This is a genomic window from Pseudomonas sp. RAC1 (assembly GCF_030658255.1).
GTDB lineage: Bacteria > Pseudomonadota > Gammaproteobacteria > Pseudomonadales > Pseudomonadaceae > Aquipseudomonas > Aquipseudomonas boreofloridensis.
The window spans coordinates 14,515-36,860 of the sequence record NZ_JAUTXS020000016.1; the positions used below are offsets into that span (position 1 = coordinate 14,515).

The window sequence follows — 22,346 nt, forward strand, 5'->3', positions numbered from 1 at the left end:
GGACGCACACGATGATCGCCCTGAGATACCCCACGATTGCCCTGTGCGTGCTGGCCCTGGCCGCTTGCAGCAGCCCGCAGGGCCGGCAGATGCCGGTGCAGATCCTCACCGCCCCGCCGACCGAGAACCAGGCCACCGAGGTGGCCCGGCGCGAACAGGTGCTGCGCCCGCAGGACGTGCTGGAAGTGATCTTCCATGTCAGCAACCGCACCGCCGGGGTCTACCGCATCCAGTCCGGTGACACCCTGGACCTGAGTTTCATGGCCGCCAGCAGCCTCAACGGCCAGCAACTGGTGCAGCCCGACGGCAGCATCACCCTGCCCTCGACCAACGCCTCGGTGCGCGTCGAAGGCCTGACCCCGAGCGACGCCGAGAACGCCATTCGCCAGGCCTACAACGACAAGCGCGTATTCAAGCCCAACCGCGACCAGGTGACGGTACGGGTGCTCAGCCCCATGACCGACGAGATCAACCTGAAGAACGCCCTCACCCATCCGGGCACCGGCATGAGCCGCGACATCACCGTGGGCAACGACGGCCGCGCGACCTTCCCGGAAATCGGCTCGGTGCCGCTGCAAGGCATGACCGTCAATCAGTTGCGCGACTACCTCAACGAGCGCTACGCGCAGTTGCCGGGACGCATGAGCGTGGATGTGCTGCTCAAGTCCACCGCCGCCAACGAAATCTACGTGCTCGGCGAAGTCGGCCAGCCTGGGGCGTTCGAGATCCGCCGTCCGGTGTCGGTGCTCGAAGCGCTGACCCTGGCCCGCGGCCCGACGATCAAGGCCAAGCTCGGCTCGGTGATGATCATGCGCCGCACCGGCAACACCGTGCAGGCTTACCAGTACGACGTCGACCAGGCCCTGTCGGGCAAGAGCCAGAGCATCGCCTACCTGCAGCCCGAAGACATGCTCTACGTGCCCAAGACCGCTCTGGCCAGCGCCGGCGAGCTGTCGCGCCAACTGGCTGACGTGATCCTGTTCCAGGGTATCGGCGTGAGCTTCGGCTACCGACTGGACAACAAGGACAACAACGACCGCCGCAGTTCAACCGCCAATGGCGCGGCATCAGGCCAATGACCGGGGACGGAGCCACCATGACCACGCAACCGAAAGAGAACTACGTGCACGAGTTCTTCCGCATCTTCTTCGCCAACCGCCAGTTGGTGAAACGGGTGTTCCTGATCTTCGCGGTGATCGCGCTGATCCTGCCGCTGGTGCTCAAGCAGAGCTTCGACATCACCGCGGAGGTCATCGTCCAGTCCAAGAAGCTGTCGCAGAGCGACACCAGCTCGTCCCTGGCGCAGCAGGCGGACCAGTTCATCCCGCCGTCGCTGGCCGACATGGAGACCGAAAGCAACATCCTGCGCTCGCCCACGCTGATCCGCCAGACCATCGGCCAGTTGCGCCAGGAAGGCCAGTATCCGGTAGAGCCGGGCCTGCTGCGCCGGACCCTGATCGACCCGCTGCGCCATGCTGTGATCGAGCCGTTGCAACGGGCGCTGGGCAAGAACGTGGCCGACGAGCGCGACACCCAGCTCGACGACCTCACCGACCAGGCGGTCAAGGACCTGAAGGTGGAAACCCTGCCCGGCTCCAACGTCATCTCCATCACCTACAGCGCCGACGACGCCCATGTCGGCACCCTGTTCGTCGCACGTCTGCTGGACAACTTCCTGAAGAACCGCCAGGACCTGCAGTCCAACGAATTGCCCGAGACCTTCTACGAGCAGAAGAAACTGCACTACCAGGCGCGTCTGGACGACCTCGAAGGCCAGCGCCTGGGCCTGCTGACGGCCGTGGCCTCGTCCGATCCCAAAGAGGAAATCACCTTCCGCCTCAACGCGATCAACACCGAGGAACAGGCGCTCAACCTGCAACGTGATCGCCAGTTGGAAAACCAGCAGTGGCTGGACTACCTGCAAACGGCGCTGGCCTCGGCGAGCAAGGCGAAGATGGCCGATTACGCCTTCCCCTACACCTTCACCACCACGGTCGACAACATCGCCTTCGAAGACCGTGAGATCAAGCAACTGGGCGAGCAACTGACCACCCAACTGGCCCGCTACAATGGCGACGCCACGGTGTTCCAGCCCGGCGCCGAGCAAATGATCATCGCCCGCCAGCAGATCGCCCAACTGCGCGCGCAATTTCTGAAGATCGTCGAGAACCGCATCCGCGAACGCCAGCAGGACCTGGCCGTGACCCAGCAGGTGATCGACCAGAAGACCCAGCGCATCGCCGACTACAAGCAGCGCATCACCGAACTGCGTGAAACCCAGAGCAAGACCCGCCAGCTCGACACCGAGATCGACGCCCTGCACAAGGCCTTTTCCACCTATGCCCAGCGCTACGAGGAAAGCCGTGGCCAGGGCCTGCTCGACGGCAGCCAGTCCAATGCGCGGATTCTCAGCGCGCCCTACGAGCCGGCCAATGCCTCGTTCCCCAAACCGGGGCTGATCATTCCGTTCGGTCTGGTCACCGGGCTGTTGCTGGCCATTGCCCTGGTCTACGTCAAAGAGTTCTTCGACCACCGCTTCAAGCACCCGGCGCAGATCGGCCAGGCGCTGAACCTGCCGGTGCTGCTGGTGATCAACGACCAGAACCCGGCGCAGCCCAATCCGCATAAAGGCTGGTCGTTGCCGCGCCTGCTGCATTGGGTGCGGCATTGAACGCCGCCCTGCCCGCCGCTGGCCGGCCGATCCTGCACCTGCTCGGCAGCGGCGGGTTCTACGGCGCCGAGCGCATGCTCCTGGACCACTGCCTGGCCACCCCTGGCAGGCACCAGGTGCTGTTCCTCGGCGCGCCGGACGCCTTGCTGGCGCGCTTTCGCCAGGCCGGTATCCAGTGCCAGGTGTGCAACGGCCTGGGCGAGGTGCTCAGGGTGGTGTCGACGCAGCGCGGCGCCCGGCCGTTGCTCAATAGCCACAATTTCAAGGGGCTGCTGTTCGGCTGGCTGGCGGCCACAGTTTGGCGCTTGCCCTTGGTGACCACCCAGCACGGCTTCACCCCGCGCAGCCGCAAGCAGCGCTTCTACACCTGGCTGAGTCTGCAACTGTGCCGCACGCCGACGGTCATCACCGTGGTATGCGTGGCCCAGAGCATCGCCCGCATTCACCGCCAGGCCGGGGTGGCCGCCAGCAAGATTCAAGTGATCCCCAACGGCCTGCCGGAGCCCGTCGGCGCGGGCGCGCCCCAGGAGCGGGTCCAAGCGCATGGACACAGCGCGCGCACGGGTCACTGGCTGGCAGGCTACGTCGGCCGGCTGTCCAGCGAGAAAGGCCCGGACCTGTTCCTCGACGCGCTGATCCCGCTGTGCCAACGCCAGCCGCACGTGCACGCGGTGATGCTCGGCGAAGGCCCGGAGCGCACTGTCTTGCAGGCACGCATCGACGCAGCCGGGCTCGGCGAACGCATCACCCTGCCCGGTTTCCAGCACGACATGCAGGCCTGGATGCAGCGCCTGGATGCCCTGGTGATCAGCTCGCGCACCGAAGGCACGCCGATGATCCTGCTCGAAGCCATGCAGGACGGCGTACCGGTGGTGGCGTTCGGCGTCGGCGGCATCCCAGACGTGATCGAGCACGGGCGCAGCGGCCTGCTCGCCGCGCCGCTCGCGGTCGAGGAACTGGGCGCTCACCTGCACGCCCTGCTGGACGACCCGCAGCAGGCCGAGGAACTGGTCGCCCGCGCCCGCCAGACCCAACGCGAGCGCCATCACCTGCCCACCCTGGCCCAGCACTGGGCCTTGGTGTACCGGGGTGCCACCCAGGAGGTCGTCGCATGATCGTGCCACTGTCGCTGGTGGGCCTGGCGGCCCTGCTGTCGCTCGGCTTGCTGGCCAGCCCCTACCCCTTCCTCGCCCCGGGCGCCGTGGTCGGCCTGGCCGGTGCGCTGGTGCTGTACCGCAAGCCCGCCTGGGGTCTGCTGGCCATCGCGGCGCTGGTACCGCTGGAAGGTTTGCTCAAGGACAGCCTGGTCTCCGGGGCCAAGCTGATCGGCCTGGGCCTGGTGCTGATCCTCACCCTGCAACTGGCGGTGCGCCAACTGCCGGGCGAGCGCCTGCGCAGCAATCAATGGCGCCTGCTGCTGCCGTTCATGGCCCTGTACCTGCTGAGCCTGTGGACCAGCGACAGCCTGGCCCTGTCGTTGGTACACCTGCGCGAACTACTGGTGGGGCTGATCGTGTTCGTCATCACCTTGCTGGTGGGCCGTGACCTCAACCTGCCGATGCTGGCCAGGCTGATCACCGTCAGCGTCTGCGTCACCTGCCTGTTCGCCATCTTCTCCACCAAATACCAGGAGCAAGGCCGTGCCTCGGCCATGCTCGATCCCAACGCCTTCGCCCTGCTGATCACCATCGCCATGCCGCTGGGGCTGTGGCTGACGATCAAGACCCGGCAGATCCTGCTCAAGCTGTTCTGGGCTGGCTGCTGCGTACTGCTGCTGGTGGGCATGACCAAGACCGAGTCGCGCTCGGGACTGGTGGTACTGCTGATCAGCCTGGGCATCGTGCTCTACAACTACCGCGAACAGCTCACCCGCATCCGCCCCCGACACCTGGGCTTCGCCCTGCTCGGTATCGCCGTGGTGCTGCCGCTGGGCGCAGCGCTGATGCCGGCGGGCTACGCCGAGCGCATCGAGTCGCTGATGCTGCTCAAGTCCGGGGTCAACGCGCACCAGGACGAGTCCCTGGGGCGGCGTTCCTCTTACCTGGTGGTCGGCCAGCGCATGATCAGCCACAGCCCATTGCTCGGCACCGGCCCCGGCACCTTCCCGCTGCACTACGCCGACACCGGCTTCTCCAAGGCCTTCGCCCCGGAGAACAGCAAGACCACCGACCTCTACCGCCGCGCCCACAACACCTATCTGGAGCTGTTCAGCGAAACCGGCGTACCGGCCGGACTGGCCTTCGTCGGCATGATCGCCCTGGCCCTGCGCAATTTCTGGCAGGCCCGCGCGGCCTGGCGCGCGACGGGCGATGTGGCGCGCGCCGACCTGATGACCCACCTGACCATGTGCATGCTGGCCATCGGGCTGTTCCTGATGTTCCTCAGCGCGCCCAGCCACAAGTACCTGTGGATGATGCTGGCGCTGTCCAGTGTGCTGCTGCGCCAGGCCCGTGAACCCCAGCTGGCGGAGGCCAAGGCATGAGTGTGGTCAGCATCGTCATCCCCATGTTCGACGAAGCCCGGCACATTGGCCGGACCTTGGATGCCGCGCGCCAGGCCGCGCGTTTCGCGGGGCTGGAGTGCGAGCTGATCGTGGTCGACAACGGTTCGCGCGACAACGGACCGGCCATCGCCCGCCGCCATGGCGCGCAGGTGCTGAGCCTGCCGGGCGTGTCCATCGGCACACTGCGCAACCGCGGCGCCGAGGTCAGCCGTGGCGAGTGGCTGGCGTTCGTCGACGCCGACATCGAGGTGCCCGCCAACTGGCTGGCCTTGCTGATGGACCTGCACCAGCAGGAGCGCGGCGACGTCTTCGCCCTCGACTGCGCCACCCCAGGCCAGGCGCCGTGGTTCGCCCACGCCTGGCAACGCCGTACCCTGCGCGGCGGCCAGCCGGTGCAGTCGCACACTTGGCTGCCGACGCCGAATCTGCTCATGCGCCGCACCTGGTTCGTCCAGGTGGGCGGCTTCGACGAGGCCCTGCGCACCGGTGAGGACAAGGACTTCACCCTGCGTCTGCACGAGGCTGGGGCGCGGCTGCGCCTGGTGTGCCAACCGACGGTGCTGCATTGGGGCTTCGAGGGCAGTTGGGGCGAATGGCTGGGCAAGGAGCTGTGGCGCCAGGGCAGTCACCTGCAACTGTTGCGCAGCCACGGCGCCAGCTTACGGTTGCTGCGCTTTCCGCTGCTGTCGCTGGGCGTGTGGTTGATCGACGCGCTCGCGCTCTCGGCGCTGCTGTGCGGGTTCGCCGGCCTGGCCCTGGGGTTGCTGCTTGGCGGCGCCCTACCCGCCGTGGCCCTGGCGGTGCGCCAGAGCCTGCGCCAGCGCGATGCGCTGTTCACCCTGCAACTCTTTATTCTGCACTGGCTGCGCCTGCACATCGCCGGCGCGGCCTTCGTGCTCAGTCTGCTCAACCGCAGCGCAAGGAGGCCCGCCCGTGGCTGAGTTCATCTTCTGGCTGTGCCTGTCGCTGCCCCTGTACGCCTGGGTCGGCTATCCGCTGCTGCTGTCGCTGGCCGCGCCGTTGTTCCCCAGCCGCAGGCGCGCAGCGCTGCCCGCGCAACGGGTCAGCGTGGTGATCGCCGCACACAACGAGCAACGCCATATCCAGGCCAAGCTCAACAGCGTGCTGAACCAGGATTACCAGGCCGCCGAGTTGCAGGTGCTGGTGGCCAGCGACGGTTCCAGCGACCAGACCGTGGCGCTGGCGCGGGCCTTGAACGACCCCCGGGTGCAGGTGCTCGACCTGCCGCGCCTGGGCAAACCCGGCGCGCTGAACGCGGCGGTGGCGCACTGTCGGGGCGACATCCTGGTCTTCACCGATGCCGACAATCAATGGGCCGGCAACACCCTGGGTCTGCTGCTGGCGCCCTTCGCCGATGCTGACGTAGGTGCCAGCGCCGGGCACATGATCATCCCCGACCCCGGCAAAGGCCTGAGCCTGGGCGACAGCCTGTACCGCCACTACGAGGCGTGGGTGCGTAAGGTGGAAAACCGCACCGGCTGCATGGTTTCGGCCGACGGCGCACTGCTGGCCCTGCGTCGCGCGCTGTTCCAACCGATCCCGCCGCAGGTCAACGACGACTTCCACATCAGCACCTGTGCGCCGGTGGCGGGCAAACGCATCGTCTACGTGGCGCAGGCGATCGTCCTCGACCAGGGCGTCGACGAGGCCGACAAGCAGTTCCGCCGTCGCCAGCGAGTCACCGTCGGCGGTCTGCAGAGCCTGGCTGCGCGCCGCGAACTGCTCAATCCCCTGCGCCACGGCCTGTACGCCATCGCCCTGATCAGCCACAAGCTGATCCGCCGCCTGGCGCCGGTGTTGCTGCTGCCGCTGCTGCTGGCCAACCTGTGCCTGATCGGCCAATCGCCCTTCTACCAACTGACCCTCGCGCTGCAGGTGCTGGGCTACGGCGCGGCGCTGGCGGGCCTGCTGTACCCCGCGGCGCGCCCGCCCAAAGTGCTGCGCCTGGCGTCGTTCGTGCTGGTGACCCTGGCCGGCATGTGCGTGGGCCTGTGGCAATTCCTGCGCGGGCACAGCTACAAGCAGTGGAACCCCGACCAGAATCGATGAGCGATGGACATGCCGATCAAGACCCGGATCAAACAGGCCAGTGGCTGGCTCTACCTCAGATCGCCCCAAGGGCGCGCCGAATTGCGCGGCGCCGGGGTGATCCTGATGCTGCACCGGGTACTGGCCGATGACGCCAGTGCGGCGCTGCCTCACCGCAACGAGCTGTGCGTCGGTCCGCGCGCCTTCGAGCGCCTGCTGCGCTGGCTGCCACGACACTTCGACTGCGTCGGGCTCATGGACCTGCTGCAGCCTCACGGCCGCCCACGCGAAGACCAGCGCCCGAAACTCGCCCTGACCTTCGATGACGGCTGGCGCGACAACGCCAGCCACGCCTTCGCCTTGCTGCACCAGTACCAGACCCCGGCGAGCATCTTCCTGTCCACCGACTACATCGGCAGCCGCCAGCGCTTCTGGTGGGAGAGCGTCGGCGAAACCCTGTGGGGCAGCCATGGCGAACCCACCCGACGCGCCCTCATCGACGCGTTGCACGATCTCGGCCGCCCGCTGCCGCCCGCTGCGGCGCTGGCCGAGCAGACGCCCGCGCGCAGCCTGGCCCTGGCGCATTACCTGCAAAGCCTCAAGACCCTCGATTCAGCGACCCTGCTGCAGTTGACCGACGCCTGCCCCGCAGACGCCCTGCCCCAGGCCATGGACTGGCATCAAGTACGCCAACTGGAAGCGTCCGGCCTGGTGCGCTTCGGCCCCCACGGAGCCAGCCATGCGCTGCTGCCGGGCCTGGACGACAACGGCCTGAACGCGGAGATCCAGCGCAGCCACCACGCCTTGCAGCAAGGCTGTCGCCAGCCGCTGCCGGTGTACTGCTACCCCAATGGCGACCATGACCCACGCGTACGCGCGCGCATCGCCGCCCACCACTACCCCTTTGCCCTGAGCACCCGCCCCGGCATCTGCCAGGGCCGGGACGATGCCCTGGCGCTGCCACGCATCGGCGTCAGTCAGCGCAGCGCCAGCCACCCTTCGCTGCTGGGCTGGCGTATCGCCCGGGGCAGCCGCCCATGAGCCGCAACCACTACCTGCGCCACCTGGCGCTGAGCATGGGCACCAAGCTGGCGATGATCGCCCTGCGCCTGCTGCGCAATGTGTTGCTGGCGCGGATCCTCGGCCCCAGCGAGCGCGGCCTGTTCGCCCTGCTCAGCACCCTGCCCGACCTGATCAGCGCCGCCACCAGCGGCGGCTTGAACAGTGCCCTGGGTTACCAGGCGGCCAAGCAGCGCGACATGGGCCTGCTGCTGGCCCAGGTGCTGATCTACGGCTGCCTGCTGGCTGGCCTGCTGACCTTGGCCTGCGTGGCGCTGGTGCGCACATTCGGCGGCGAGCTGGACATCACCCTGCAACTGGGCCTGCTGGCCTGGCTGTTGCTGCTGGCGGTGCCGATGACGGTACTCAAGAGCGGGCTGCTGACCCTGCACAACGCCAGCGGCGACGTCGGCGCCTTCAACCTGCTGCGCCTGAGCGAATCGCTGGCGCCGCTGCTGCTGTTTCTCGGGCTGTTCTGGATGTGGCGCGAACAGGCGCTCGAGGCGGCGCTGATCAGCTGGCTGGCCGGCCTCGCGCTGGTGCTGGTGCTCGGCCTGTGGTGGCTGCGCCGCCAGCACCCCTTGCGCCTGCGCTGGGACCGCAGCGGCCAGCGCGAACTGCTCGCCTACAGCGCCAAGAGCCACCCGGACCTGCTCTGTCAGCAACTGATCCTGCGCGCCGACTACCTGTTCATCGGCGCCCTGCTCGGCAGCACCGCACTGGGCCATTACGCCATGGCCAGCGCCGCTGCCGAACTGCTGTTGATCGTGCCCGAGGCGGTCACCACGCCACTGATGAAACGCCTGCTGCAACAGGACGCCGGCATGGAAAAGCTGACGCCGCTGGCCCTGCGCCTGACCGCCACGGTGATGCTCGGTGCCTGCCTGGGCATGGCGCTGATCGGCGACTGGCTGATCGTCACCTTGTTCGGCATCGCCTACCAGCCGGCTTATCCGGCGCTGCTGGCCTTGCTGCCGGGCCTGCTGGGGCTGTGCTACGCGAGCATCCTGCGCCTGGACCTGCTGGGCAAGAACCGCCCTGGCGCGGTGTCGCTGATGATGGCGGCCGGCGCTGCGCTCAACCTGCTGCTCAACCTGCTGCTGATTCCTCACTGGGGCATCGTCGGCGCGGCCGCGGCGTCCTCCATCGCCTACCTGGCGGTGACCCTGGCCATGCTGGTGCTGTACTGCCGGCTCAGCGGCGTGCCGCTGTGGCACACCCTGATCATGCTGCCCAGCGACTGCATCCCATTGCGCCAGTTGCTGCAACGGAGGCCGGCATGAAGCGCTGGCTGCTGCTGATGGTCCTGGGTGCGCCATGGCTCCAGGCCGCCGAGCTGCAGTGGGGCGACCTCCGCGACGGCAGCCTGTACCTGCAACCGAGCGCCGAAGACACCCTGCTGGTGCGCTGGCGCCCAGCCTGGCAGGCCGATGCCAACAGCGAGCACCTGTACCTGCTCGACGGCCACGGGCAACTGCGCGGCGAGCGCCGCATCGCCGCCGCCGAGGTGCATGGCGAGCAGCGCTGGCCGCTGACGCCCGGCGCCGGACCGTACCGTCTGGAAGTGCCGGGCTACAGTTTTCGCGATTACCAGGCCGAGCACGCGGACAGCACCGGCGCGCAATTCGCCCCGGCCAAGGTGCACTTCAGCGCCGAGGTCGGGCCGGACGTGACCCTGTACTTCCGGGTCAAGGCGGGCGAACGGGCCACCCTGGCCGGCAAGTACCACGGCGGCGTGCGCGGCCTCTGGGCCCAGCGCCTGAGCGATGGCCAGCAGGTGAACCTGACGCTCAAGCCTTACTCGGCCTACTGGCAGTTCGACCAGCAAGCGCTGCCGCCCAGTCGCCGCGACGAAACCTGGCGCTTGCGCCTGCAAGGGCGCGGTAAGGCGGCGTTCTGGCTCGACGGCAGCGCCAACCTGTTCGCCCAGCGCACCGAGGACCTGAGCGACGTGCCCGACCTGCCCGGTCAAGTGCACCTGCGCCTACAGGCCAAGGTGATCGGACGCACGCCGCTGCTGGGGCTGAACCTGCCCTATGTCCTGCCACCGCCGTCCAGTTTCGCCGTGCTCGATGCGCTGCGCCCGCAGGCGGCCGGCTACTACAGTTTAATGGACGTGCTGGCGCGCCAGCCCGATTACGAGGACGCCTGGCGGCGCCTGTATCAAGAGCGTTTCGCCATTGGCCAGGACATCACCCTGCTGGCCGGTACCGGCCGGCGCGCCGACCTGGCGGCCGACCGCACCAGCCACGACGGTTTGCAGGCCTGGCTGGCCGCCACCGCGCGGCTGGGCGGCAAGGGCCTGCACTACCTGGCCTTCGCCGACGAGCCCAACCTCAACTATCGCGACTACGCCAGCTACCGCGATTTCTTCAGCGCCATGGCCGCACGCGTGCGCGCCTGGCCTGGCGCTCGCGAAGCGGGCGTGCGCATCGCCATGCCCGCCTCCTCGCGCCTGATCGGCGGGCCGTTCACCCGCGCCAGTCAGCAGCGCCGCGGCCTGGACTGGGCGCGCCGCCTGCTGGAGGAACAAGGCGCGCAGATCGACGCCCTGGCCTGGCATGAGTGGATGGTGCGCGACCTGCTGGCCACCCGCAGCTACCGCGACAGTGTGCGCCAGGCCGCCGACCTGGTCGGCCTCGACGCCCAGGGTCGACCGCGCAAGGCGCTACTGATCGACCAGACCAACCTGTCCAGCGGCTCGACCCTCAGCCCCTACGAGCAGAACACCCACTACGCCGGCCTGTGGTGGGCCTCGGTGGTGATCAACGCCTCGTCCGACGGCCTGCTGGACATGCTCAACTGGTTTCACGTCGCCGACGAGCCGCAGTGGCCCAAGGGCATGGTCCGTGTGCTCGGTGAAACGCGCTTCGAGCTCAAGCCGGTGGGCCTGGCCCAGCAGTTCATCCAGCGCCACTGGCTGACCCAGGTGCTGGCCTTGGACAACGACGCCTTCGAGGTCGACGCCCTGGCCATGGCCGACGGTCGCCAGCGCAGCCTGCTGGGGGTGAACAAGGCCGACCGGCAGCAACAGGTCGAACTGTCCCTGGAGCGCTGCCCCAGCGGGCAGTTGGAGCTGTTCGGCCCCGACAATCGCCCGCGCGTCGGCCGTTTCGACTGCCGCCAGGGGCGCCTGAGTTTTCAACTGCCAGGGCAGACGCTGTTCGCCCTGACCTGGAACGCGTCGTAAGACGCTGGACGAGCCGTCACCCACCGGAGGAAGCATGCGTGCACTGAGCAAGATCCGCGAACGCATCCAGCGCAAGGGCCTGCGCAACACCCTAGCCAGCGCCTGGCGGCGCTACGTTTTCTATCATTGGGAACTGTTGTGGATGCAGCGCGACCTGCAGGCTCCCGTGCCGCCGCACCGGCTCAAGCCCTACCCGCCACTGCGCCTGGAAAACATCAGCATGACCAACGTCAGGGCTTTCGCCCGGTATTTCGGCGACCGCGTCGAGACCATGCGCGAACTGGCCGGCGAAGGCCATACCGGGCTGATGTTCCTCGACGACGAAGGCGATGCGGTCGCCTTCATCTGGGGCAGCGCCCGGCATTACCACGACCGCCATTACTACGGCTGCTGGTTCCCGGTAGGCCCGGGCGAGTTCTTCGAGTTCGGCGGCGAACTGATCCGTCGTTACTGGGGCACGCGACTGTCGGTGGACCTGCAGGTGGCGCTGTGGCAAGCCATGGCCGCGCAGGGCTGCACGACCGTGGTGGACGTCTGCGAACAACACAACATCCCGGCGCTCAAGCTGCACCTGCGCATGGGCTATCAGGAGCAAGGTCGCATCATGCATGTCTACTGCCTGTTCGGGCGCTGGAAGTTCTTCCGCGAAAGCCGCTATCGCGACTCGCGCCTGGCGCCGCTGCGCAAGCACGCCGCGCAACACACCACGGCCACGGCGTCCTGAGCGGTGGCCCTGCAATTGAGTTGGTGCGCCTCGCTGTGCACCCCGAGCTTTCCGGCGGCCGGCTACGAAGCGCTGCGCCAGCGCGTGGCCGCCAGCACGCCCTTCAATCACCTGGGCTGGCTGCGCGCCGCCGAAGCGGCTTTGCAGCCGGGGCAGCAGTTGCAGGTGTTGCTTGGCCACTTGGACGGACGCCTGTGCCTGTGCCTGCCCCTGGTACGCGAACGCCAGCCGCTGGGGCCGTTGAACGTGCCGGTGGTGCGCCACCTGGGCCATCCGCTGAGCGACCGGATCGCCCTGCTGCTGGACCTGCCGGTCAGCCACGCCGGTGCGGTACTCAAGGCCATCCGTGGCAGGCTGCCGCACGCCCTGCTGCAACTGAGCGAAGTGCCCGACGGCGACAGCGACTGGCTGCAACAGTGGGCAGCCGCCAGCTCGACCTTCGAGCGCCGCCTGACCTGCCGCGTGCCGGTGCACCGTATCAGCCAGGCCGACCGCCAGGAAGTCAGCGGCGACCCGCGTTACAAGCTGCGCCGTGCGCGCAAGCGCATCGCCGCCTGCGGCGCACAGGTACGCCGGATCATGCCGACGCGCGCTGACATCGAGCACTGGCTCGATGCGGTGAGCGCCGTCGAGGCGGCCAGTTGGAAAGGCGATGACGAGGTGGGCATCTTCAGTGGCCCCCTGCGCCGCCAATGGATGTACCAGGCCTTCACGGCGCTGGCCGCCGAGGGCCTGGTGTGCCTGGTGCTGCTGGAACTGGACGGGCGCTGCATCAGCTATCGCCTGGGCCTGCTCGAACGGGGCCGGGTGTATGACTACAACCTGGCCTTCGTCCCCGAACAGCGCGACCTGGGCAGCGGCCGGGTGCTGCTCGAAGAGTGGATTCACTGGGGCCTGGACGACGGCTGGAGCTGGGTCGACGCGTCGCGGGTGAGCCTGGAGAACTCCAGCCACCAACTGCACGAACGCCAGACCGGACAACTCGAGCAATGGCGCCTGAGCTGCTACAGCTGGCGCCTCGACGGCATCGCCCTGGGCCTGGCCCTGCGCGCCTGGCGCTGGCTCAAGCGCCGGCGTAAACCCGACACCCCTTCCCCCCCAGCACAGGAGCGCGCCGATGCCATTGCGGGTCATAGTCAACGCTGACGATTTCGGCCTGGACGACGAAGTCAACGCCGTCATCGTCCGGGCCTTCCAGACCGGGCTGATCAGTTCGGCGACGCTGATGGCCAACATGCCGGCCTTCGAGGCGGCGTGCGAACTGGCGCAACAACCCACGCTCGCCGGGCGCATCGGCCTGCACGTCAACCTCACCTACGGCTCGCCCTTGAGCCGGGCGATTCGCGCCGAACGGCGGCTGTGCGATGCCCAGGGCGGGTTCGACCTGCAACTGCGCCAGCGCACCCTGAGCCTGTCACCCGGTGAGCGCGAGGCCGTGCGCCAGGAGCTCGATGCCCAGTGGCAACGCTGTCTGGCCCATGGCGTCAGGCCCAGTCACCTGGATTCGCACCAGCACGTGCACAATATCTGGCCGGTCGGCGACGTGGTGGCGCGCTTCGCCCGCGAGCAGGGCGTGCCAGTGCGCCTGGCGCGCAACATCGGCGCCAACATCGGCCCGCTCAAGCGGGTGTTCAAGACCCTGCTCAACCGCCGCCTGAAACAGCTGTGCGCGGTGACCGCCGACCATGTCTGCACGCCACTGGACCTCAAGCACGGTCTGGCGCCGAGCCACGGCGTGCTGGAGGTGGTGACGCATCCCAGTGCGCTGGACAGGCATGACTTCGGCGACGCCTATCTGCCACCGGGCGAATCGCTGGTGCAACTGCTGGACCAGCACCTGTCAGGCGTCGAGCGAGTGGGCTACGCCGGGCTGGGGGATCGCTGAGGCGGGTGCCCTCTATCTACCACCGCGCGTCGCTGGGCGTGGCGTCTCCTGTGGCCTTCCCGAACAGGAGACCGGCCCATGCCTTCGAGCGCTACCCATCCCCACCAGCACTTCCTCGCCGCCCGGCTGCCCGCCTGGGCCGCGACGCTGCACGCGGCCCACTGGCAGGCCCTGGGCGCATGCCTCACACCGCCCCAGGGCGAACCTGGCGCCGAGGCCGACTGGTTCGCCAACGCAGCGCCTGCTTTGCGCGAAGCGCTGCTGTCAAGCCAGTCGCGCCTGGACGCTGCGCGCCATCGACTGGCCGAAGCGTTGACCGGCCTGGAGCAGATCAGCGCCTTCGCCGAACCTCGACTCGGCGAGCGTCTGCGCGAGGAACACCAGTTCGCGGCCCCTTTGCGCAGCACGGAACTGATCTGGTTGCATCATCTGTTCACCCACGACGTCTACGTCACCACCCATGAGCGCCGTTCGCTGCTGGAAGCGGCACTGCATAATTTCGCCGACGACGTCAGCTTCAGCGCCGACAGCGCCCTGGCGCTCGAAGGCCATGCCACATGCCGGCCGGTCACGGTCATCGGTAAAACCACCCTGGGCGACAGTGAAACCCTGGTGGACATCCCGTTGCACTCCGAGCAGTTCGAGATCACGGCGTTGCCCTTGTCCCCCGCCGATTTCGCCGACACGTGCCGACGCCTCGACCTGGGCGGGCAGTATCAGGCGCACTTGGACAGCCACTTCGCCGCACCTGCGGTTCGCCCCGCCGCCATTGCCCTGTACCAGCACAGCCTGCGCGCCAGCGCCGACCTGGCTCATGTGCGGCACCAGATCAGCGGCGCTGCACTGGACGCCGTGCAGCGACTGATCGACGGACAGCACGGGATCACCTGCCAGCAACTGGAGCTGTTCGGTGTGAGGCTGCACGAGGCGTTGCTGATCGATGCGGGCGATGCCGGCCTGCTGCTCTACCTGCCCGGTCACGAAACGATGCTGCGTCAGTTCGACGGCCTCGAGGCGGTGCGCACGCACCTGCAACAGGCCTTGCTGGCACCGGCCTCACGCCAGGCGTTCAGCGCCTACGTCGACAAAGCCCAGTGGGGCGCTTTGCTCGACCGCGCACAGCAGAACCTCGACAGTGGGCACAGTGGCATGGACCAGGCCTGGAGCCTGGCCGCCGACGCCGATCTGCACCTGCGTGTGCTGGGCATCGACACATCGCTGTTCGACTTCCTCTTCGACGACCATGTGGCGCGGCTCAAAGCCGAAGCGCGCCTGCTCGCCGTGCCCACCGCCGAAGCCGACGAGCAGGCGCGTAAACATCGCCTGGCGCTGTGGCAGAGCCTGGGCCTCAACGCGCTGATGGCCGCTGGATTCTTCGTCCCGGCAGTGGGCGGCCTGATGCTGCTGGTCACCGCGTATCAGTTGCTCGACGAGGTATACACCGGTTACCAGGCCTGGAGCGTGGGCGATCGCCGAGAAGCCTTGCAGCACCTGGAAACCACTGGCCTGAACCTGGCGCTGATCGCCGGACTCGGCGCTGCCGGTGCCGTGGCCGGCAAGCTCGCCAGCACACCGCTGATGGAGCGCTTGATGCCCGTCGAGCTGGCCGATGGCACACAGCGCCTGTGGTTGCCCGACCTGACGGGCTACCGCAGTCAGGTCGAACTGCCGCAAGCGCTGCCCGCCAATGCCCGAGGTCAGTTCGTCGACCAGGGACGCCACTTCATCCGCCTCGATGGCCAGCTGTACGAGCAGCGCCTGGACCCGGTCCTGCAACGTTGGCGCCTGGTCCACCCAGACGACGCGCACGCCTACGCCCCCTTGTTTGAGCACAACGGCGACGGCGCCTGGCGCGTCGAGCATGAACAGCCGCAGGCGTGGGATGTACACAAGCTGGTACAGCGGCTGGGTCCAGCCTTGGCCGATATCAGCGCAGCCGAGGCGCTCATGGCCTTGGACATTACCGGGCTGAACAGCACTGCGTTGCGTGAGATCCACCTCAACAACCTGCCAACACCGCCGTTGCTGGCCGACACCCTGGAGCGCCTGAAGATCGCGCGAGACGTGGCAGCCGATCTGCCCGGCCAGACGGCACAGGCCTGGGTAGACGCCATCGCCGAGCGCTATGGCGCTGTGACCATCGATACCGATACCGCGCGTCTGCTGGACCGCTATCCCGACGTGCCCGCCCCCCTGGCGCGGCGGCTGGTGAACGCCCTACCGGCCGAAGAACGTGCCCTGTGGCGCAGCACCGATACCCTGCCCCCGTCGCTACGACAGGCACTCGACCGGCTGCGCTGCGAGCTGCCGCTGGCGCGTGGCCTGGAAGGTTTACACCTGCCCATCCTGGCGGGGGAATCCAGCGAGCGCCTGCTGTTCGCCAGCCTGACCCGCCTGCCGGACTGGCCGCAGGACCTGCACCTGGCGTTGCGCGCTGCCAGCCCGCACGGTGCGCTGCTGCGCGAGTGCGGCGTGCCCTTGGCACCGCGCCGGCTGCGCCTGATCAAGTCGGCGACGGGCTACGAGGCCGACCTGGGCGAACGCCCAGCACCGGGCAGGGTCAGCCACGACCTGCTCCAAGCGTTGCTGTGGACCCTGCCGCAGGAGTTGGGCACGACGCTCGCCCAAGGCGGTGCAGATGCGCTGCGTGTACGCTTGCGCACACTGATCGGCACTGCCCGAGGCACCTTCAGGCAGCGTCTGCTCGCCCCCGAGCACCCAGGTTGGCGCAGCCGACTACGCCTGCTGGGCGGCCTGGACCCGACGCCGCAGCGACCTGACGATTTCTCTCACCATTCGCTGGCCTCACGCTTGCGGCGGCTGTACCCGTTGGCCAGCCTGGAAGACGCCCAACGGACCCTGCGCGACTGGCAGGCCGCGCTGCGTGTACCTGAGATCGAAGTGGCGCGCCTGGAGGCCCGCCTGCGCGACCTGCAGGCGCAACTGAGCAGTTGGGCTGGCACCTCGGCCCGGCGCCAGCGAGCCATGCAGCGCATCGTCGACGCCCAGCGCGGCAGTTCGATCGTCAGGCTGATCGACGGTACTGCCCAGCACGTGCTGGACCTTTCCGGCATCGGCCTGGACAACGCGAGCCTGGAAAGCCTGGTCCTGCCGGACGATTTTCGCCACATCACCGAGCTGGACCTGACCCACAGCGCCGCCCTCAGCCGCCTGCCCGAGCACTGGCTGCAGCGCTTTCCGGCGCTGCAACGCCTGAAGCTACGGGGTTGCGGCTTCTCCCGCGTGCCACGGCTGACCCGGCCAGAGGCGCTGGTCTGGCTGGAAATGGACCGCAATCCGATCACCTGGGACCCCGCTCAGCAAGCAGACTTCGACCGCTACCTCAACCTGCGCGTGGTGGACTTCTCCGACTGCCCGCTGACCCGCGCCCCCGACCTGTCCCGCCACGTACAGATCCGCACGCTGTACATGGACAATTGCCTGCTGTCGACGCTGCCTACGGGCTTGCAGCATCTGCTCGATCCGCTGCTGCTGGACTTTTCCCGCAATCCGCTGCAAACGCTACCGCCGGCCTTCGCCCTGCCCGACCGGATCGCGCGCACCCTGCGCCTGGAAAGCGAAACCCTCAGCGCGGTCGCTGCCGAACAGATCGACGCCTTCTACAGCGCCACAGGCATCGACCTGCTGGTGCCGGACAGCGATTACGAGGAATTGCTGGCCGAAGCGAACGACGCCCAGTTGGGCATTTGGTCGCGGCTGCCACTGGCCTGGCGCCGCGATCTGCGCGAACTGCTCGAAAGCGACCGTTACCTGGACGGCCTGCCCCACACCCGCACCGAGACCTGGCGGCGCCTGGAACGGCAGGACCAGGACCGGTACTACCGACGGCGGGTCCTGGCCCAACCGGCGATCAATCTGCTGGACCGCCCGATCGAGCAAAGCTGATCGCAGGCGCCGACCTGCTGCCGAGCTGGGCAGCAGGTCGGCGCCGCGAACACCCGCGCGTGATCACCAGCAGCGCGCCTTCACCGATGTTGGGCCACACTGGAAACTTTGTGGCAGCCGGTGCATGCTCGGCTGAAACGTTTCATTCGCTCAGCCACGTGAGGCGCAGTAACCATGGACCGTCTGCTCGATGCACTTTTCCCCGCCCCTGAAGACATTCCCGACACCTGGCGTCTGGGCGAGCCGCTGGAACAACGCGACTACCTCGTAGGCGGCGAACTCAGGCAGTGGCAAGGGCCACTGGCCACCGTCCGCAGTCCAGTCTGGCTCAAGCACAGCGACGGCGAACGCCAGGTGGTGCTCGGCAGCGCCCCCTTGCTCGACGCCGACACTGCGCTCACCGCGCTCGATGCCGCCGTTCAGGCCTACGACAAAGGCCGCGGCGCCTGGCCGAACATGCGCGTGGCCGAGCGCATCCAGCATGTCGAGGGCTTCCTGGCGCGCATGCGCGAGCAGCGCGGCGCGGTGGTCAAGCTGCTGATGTGGGAGATCGGCAAGAACCTCAAGGACTCGGAAAAAGAGTTCGACCGCACCTGCGACTACATCGTCGACACCATCAACGCCTTGAAGGATCTGGACCGTCGCTCCAGCCGCTTCGAGCTCGAACAGGGCACCCTCGGCCAGATCCGCCGCGCGCCACTGGGCGTGGCGCTGTGCATGGGGCCTTACAACTACCCGCTGAACGAAACCTTCACCACCCTGATTCCGGCGCTGATCATGGGCAACACAGTGGTGTTCAAGCCCGCCAAGTTCGGCGTGCTGCTGATCCGCCCCCTGCTCGAAGCCTTCCGCGACAGCTTCCCGCCGGGGGTGATCAACGTCATCTACGGTCGCGGCCGCGAGACGGTCAGCGCGCTGATGGCCAGCGGCAAGGTCGATGTCTTCGCCTTCATCGGCACCCACAAGGCCGCCAGCGACCTGAAGAAACTGCACCCACGACCGCACCGCCTGCGTGCGGCCTTGGGCCTTGATGCGAAGAATCCCGGCATCGTCCTGCCGCAGGTGGACCTGGACAACGCCGTGGACGAGGCCGTGACCGGTGCGCTGTCGTTCAACGGCCAGCGCTGCACGGCCCTGAAGATCCTGTTCGTCCACGAGGATGTGGTCGAGCCCTTCCTGGAAAAATTCCAGCACAAGCTGGCCGCCCTCAAGCCCGGCATGCCCTGGGCGCCAGGCGTGGCCCTGACGCCGCTGCCTGAACCTGGCAAGGTCGACTACCTCAATGGCCTGGTGAGCGATGCCAAGGCCCATGGCGCGCAGGTGATCAACCCCGGCGGCGGCCAAAGCCGTGGCTCGTTCTTCTATCCCGCCCTGCTCTATCCCGTGACCGCCGCCATGCGTGTCTACCATGAAGAACAGTTCGGTCCGGTCGTGCCCGTGGTGCCGTACCGCGACCTGCACACCGTGATCGACTACGTGCTGGATTCCGACTATGGCCAGCAGTTGAGCCTGTTCGGCAACGACCCGCAGACCATCGGCGAGCTGGTCGACACCTTCGCCAACCAGGTCGGGCGCATCAACCTCAACGCCCAGTGCCAACGCGGCCCGGACACCTACCCGTTCAACGGACGCAAGAACAGCGCCGAAGGCACCCTGTCGGTGCACGATGCGCTGCGGGTATTCTCGATCCGCACCTTGGTCGCCACCAAGTTCCAGGACGCCAACAAGACCTTGATCAGCGAGATCATCCGCAACCGCCAGTCCAGCTTCCTCACCACCGACTACATCTTTTAGCGGTGAGCTGTCAGCGGCAAGCTGCTAGAGTCGCGGCTTGGCTCGGCGCTTGCCGCTTACAGCTTGGAGCTGCTTCATGCGAATCATCGAGAAGAACGGGGCGTCGGTGCGCAGTCTCACTGCGGCTGAAGAAGAACTGCTGGTGGCGTTCGTGACGGGGAGCCTGGTTGGGCCGCGGCTGCTGCAAGCCAACCAGTGGCTGATGAGGGTGCGCAGCGCCAACCAGTGGTTGGGGTGCGACTGTCGGCGCGACGCGCTGCCGGTGCTCAATGTCAGCCTCAATGGCAATAGCGGGACGCTGTTTCTGCGCAACAACCCCGAGACGCCCGAGCACGCGCCAGGCTGCCCGTTCAGCAAGGAGGCCCGTGAATCGGGCGGCCACGCCGAGCCTCAGGTAGCGCCGGCGGCCTGGCTGGCGCCGGATACGCCGCTGCGACTGCTGGGCGATTTTCGTCAGGACAGCGTCGCCAGTGGCGCTGCGCTGGGCGATGGCACGCCTCGGCGTGAACAGCAGCGCCTGCTGTCGTTGCTGCTGAGCTGGATCGAAGCCAGCGGACTGAATGTCTACGCCACCCACCTGAAAAAGGACCTGACCGCGCAGTTCGCCGAACTGCGTGGCGTGGCTGCGCGCTATCCGCTGCTGGCGCGCGTGCCAGCCAGCAACTACCTGGAAACGCGGCTGGACATGAAGTCGATGATGCGGCTCAAGGCGCGTCTGCGCGATTCCAGCCTGTTCGGCGAGCATCGCCGCCATGGCTTGCTGCTCGACTGCGTGGAGCGCATCGCCGGACGCAAGGTGTTCACCGCCGCCAGCGAGGACGGTTTCGATTTCCAAGGCCATCACCTGCTCTGGGGTGGCAGTAAAACCGGCGGCCCGCTGCTGGCCCTGGCGCTCTACTCACCGGCGACCGCCGGCAGCCAGTTCTATGAACTGATCCACGTCGCCAGTGTGCCGGTGCTGTCGCGTGGGCAGCTGTTTCCGGTGTACCGGGATGAAGAGCGCGAGCCGTTGAAGGCGCTGGTGTCGCTGATCGACTGGATGGCGGGTAAAGGTGTGAAGGTGCTGATGCGCCGTCCGGTGATCGGCGGCGAGGTGATGGACGAGCTGGTGCTCACGTCCGACCAGGACCGGGTGCTGTCGGTGTCGTTGCTGCAAGAGCCAGTGGGGCCTGAGCCTGAGATGGAGCATTTCAAGCGCTACGCCGACTTCAAGAGCGCGGAGACGTTTCGCAAGTACGTGGCAGGGTTCTTCATGCGCGAGCGGTGATCCGGCCGCCCGTGAGAAAGGGGCCACAGCGCGGCCCCAGTGAAAACCGCGTCTCAGAATGCTGCGGCGAAAATCGCCTCGATCTCCGCCTGGCTGGCGCTGCGCGGGTTGGTCAGGCCGCAGGCGTCCTTGAGCGCGTTGCTGGCCAGCACCGGCACGTCTTCACGCTTGGCGCCCAGTTCCTGGAGACCAGCCGGAATGCCCACCGCCACCGACAACTGCTCGATGGCTGAAATCGCGGCATCGGCGCCCTGCGCCTCGGTCATGCCGCACACCTTCACGCCCATCGCCTTGGCCACGTCACGCAGACGCGCTGCGCTGACTTGGGCATTGAAGCGCTGCACATGGGGCAGCAGCACCGCGTTGCACACCCCGTGCGGCAGGTCGTAGTAGCCACCGAGTTGGTGGGCCATGGCGTGCACGTAACCCAGCGAGGCGTTGTTGAAGGCCATGCCGGCGAGGAACTGGGCGTAGGCCATGTTTTCCCGTGCCTGCAGGTCCTGGCCGTCGTTCACCGCCTGGCGCAGGTTGTCACTGATCAGGGTGACGGCCTTCAGCGCGCAGGCGTCGGTGATCGGCGTGGCAGCGGTCGATACATAGGCTTCGACGGCGTGGGTCAGCGCATCCATGCCGGTGGCGGCAGTCAGGCCCTTGGGCATGCCGACCATCAGCGCGGGGTCGTTGACCGACAGCATCGGCGTGACGTTGCGGTCGACGATGGCCATTTTCACGTGGCGTGCTTCGTCGGTGATGATGCAGAAGCGGGTCATCTCGCTGGCGGTGCCGGCAGTGGTGTTGATGGCGATCAGCGGCAGTTGCGGCTTGGCCGAACGGTCCACGCCTTCGTAGTCGCGGATGTGGCCGCCGTTGGTGGCGCACAGGGCGATGCCCTTGGCGCAGTCGTGCGGCGAGCCGCCACCCAGGGAGATCACGCAGTCGCAGCGCTCGCGTTGCAGCAGCGCCAGGCCGGCTTCGACGTTGGCAATGCTCGGGTTGGGCTTGGCGCCGTCGAAGATCGTCGAGTCGATGTCGCGCTCGGCCAGCAGGCTGGCGATGCGCGAGGCCACCCCGGCCTTGGCCAGGCCGGCGTCGGTGACGATCAGCGCCTTGCGCAGGCCGTAGCCGGCGATGGCCGTCATGGCCTCGCCCAGGCAGTCGAGTCCCATGATGTTCACCGCTGGAATGAAGAATGTGCTGCTCACGGCCGAGTTCCTCTCTCTGGTTGTTGTCTCTCTGGCGGCGAGCATCCTCCGCTTTTCGCGCCCGGATGTTGATCCAGGACAATGTCCGTGACTGCC

The 22,346-nt window shown here is 67.6% G+C and carries 16 protein-coding genes; 15 read left to right on the top strand and 1 reads right to left on the bottom strand.

Annotation, left to right across the window (positions count from 1 at the left end; all coding sequences use genetic code 11):
* Positions 1-11 precede the first annotated feature (11 nt).
* The 15 genes from Q7C30_RS03320 to Q7C30_RS03390 all read left to right on the top strand — a co-directional run bounded on the left by Q7C30_RS03320 (position 12) and on the right by Q7C30_RS03390 (position 21,048).
* Positions 12-1,079, top strand: coding sequence for a polysaccharide biosynthesis/export family protein (locus Q7C30_RS03320; protein WP_052192030.1), 1,068 nt, complete (start codon positions 12-14; stop codon positions 1,077-1,079).
* 17 nt (positions 1,080-1,096) lie between these two features.
* Positions 1,097-2,671, top strand: a complete 1,575-nt coding sequence (locus Q7C30_RS03325) for a lipopolysaccharide biosynthesis protein (protein ID WP_317870660.1) — start codon at positions 1,097-1,099, stop codon at positions 2,669-2,671.
* Positions 2,668-3,786, top strand: a complete 1,119-nt coding sequence (locus Q7C30_RS03330) for a glycosyltransferase family 4 protein (RefSeq protein ID WP_317870661.1) — start codon at positions 2,668-2,670, stop codon at positions 3,784-3,786. The genes Q7C30_RS03325 and Q7C30_RS03330 overlap by 4 nt, the downstream gene beginning before the upstream one ends.
* The gene (locus Q7C30_RS03335; RefSeq protein WP_317870662.1) at positions 3,783-5,153 is read left to right on the top strand and encodes an O-antigen ligase family protein; all 1,371 of its coding nucleotides are present in this window, start codon (positions 3,783-3,785) and stop codon (positions 5,151-5,153) included. Before Q7C30_RS03330 ends, Q7C30_RS03335 begins: the two co-directional genes overlap by 4 nt.
* Entirely contained in the window at positions 5,150-6,115 is a 966-nt protein-coding gene (locus tag Q7C30_RS03340) for a glycosyltransferase (RefSeq protein ID WP_317870663.1), read from the top strand. The genes Q7C30_RS03335 and Q7C30_RS03340 overlap by 4 nt, the downstream gene beginning before the upstream one ends.
* The gene (locus tag Q7C30_RS03345) at positions 6,108-7,244 is read left to right on the top strand and encodes a glycosyltransferase (RefSeq protein WP_317870664.1); all 1,137 of its coding nucleotides are present in this window, start codon (positions 6,108-6,110) and stop codon (positions 7,242-7,244) included. Before Q7C30_RS03340 ends, Q7C30_RS03345 begins: the two co-directional genes overlap by 8 nt.
* Before the next feature lie 9 nt (positions 7,245-7,253).
* Positions 7,254-8,264 carry a polysaccharide deacetylase family protein gene (locus Q7C30_RS03350; protein WP_317870665.1) on the top strand — a complete coding sequence of 337 codons (1,011 nt, stop codon included), beginning with the start codon at positions 7,254-7,256 and terminating at the stop codon, positions 8,262-8,264.
* Positions 8,261-9,565, top strand: a complete 1,305-nt coding sequence (locus tag Q7C30_RS03355; RefSeq protein WP_317870666.1) for an oligosaccharide flippase family protein — start codon at positions 8,261-8,263, stop codon at positions 9,563-9,565. Before Q7C30_RS03350 ends, Q7C30_RS03355 begins: the two co-directional genes overlap by 4 nt.
* Positions 9,562-11,472: a hypothetical protein gene (locus tag Q7C30_RS03360; RefSeq protein WP_317870667.1), complete on the top strand. Its 1,911-nt coding sequence runs from the start codon at positions 9,562-9,564 to the stop codon at positions 11,470-11,472. The genes Q7C30_RS03355 and Q7C30_RS03360 overlap by 4 nt, the downstream gene beginning before the upstream one ends.
* A gap of 34 nt (positions 11,473-11,506) precedes the next feature.
* On the top strand, positions 11,507-12,196 hold the full coding sequence (locus Q7C30_RS03365) for an N-acetyltransferase (protein WP_295485241.1): 690 nt from the start codon (positions 11,507-11,509) through the stop codon (positions 12,194-12,196).
* A 3-nt stretch (positions 12,197-12,199) separates the two neighbouring features.
* Positions 12,200-13,342 (top strand): GNAT family N-acetyltransferase, encoded by a 1,143-nt coding sequence (locus Q7C30_RS03370; protein ID WP_317870668.1) that lies wholly within the window; start codon positions 12,200-12,202, stop codon positions 13,340-13,342.
* Entirely contained in the window at positions 13,314-14,081 is a 768-nt protein-coding gene (locus Q7C30_RS03375; RefSeq protein WP_317870669.1) for a ChbG/HpnK family deacetylase, read from the top strand. Before Q7C30_RS03370 ends, Q7C30_RS03375 begins: the two co-directional genes overlap by 29 nt.
* Before the next feature lie 78 nt (positions 14,082-14,159).
* Entirely contained in the window at positions 14,160-17,987 is a 3,828-nt protein-coding gene (locus Q7C30_RS03380) for a DUF6543 domain-containing protein (RefSeq protein ID WP_317870670.1), read from the top strand.
* Positions 17,988-18,161: 174 nt separating this feature from the next.
* On the top strand, positions 18,162-19,781 hold the full coding sequence (locus tag Q7C30_RS03385; RefSeq protein ID WP_039577519.1) for an NADP-dependent glyceraldehyde-3-phosphate dehydrogenase: 1,620 nt from the start codon (positions 18,162-18,164) through the stop codon (positions 19,779-19,781).
* 76 nt (positions 19,782-19,857) lie between these two features.
* Positions 19,858-21,048, top strand: a complete 1,191-nt coding sequence (locus tag Q7C30_RS03390; protein ID WP_317870671.1) for a hypothetical protein — start codon at positions 19,858-19,860, stop codon at positions 21,046-21,048.
* A 53-nt stretch (positions 21,049-21,101) separates the two neighbouring features.
* On the opposite strand, the gene yiaY is transcribed toward Q7C30_RS03390, so the two are convergent.
* Positions 21,102-22,250, bottom strand: coding sequence for an L-threonine dehydrogenase (gene yiaY / locus Q7C30_RS03395; RefSeq protein ID WP_039577513.1), 1,149 nt, complete (start codon positions 22,248-22,250; stop codon positions 21,102-21,104).
* Between the last annotated feature and the right edge of the window lie 96 nt (positions 22,251-22,346).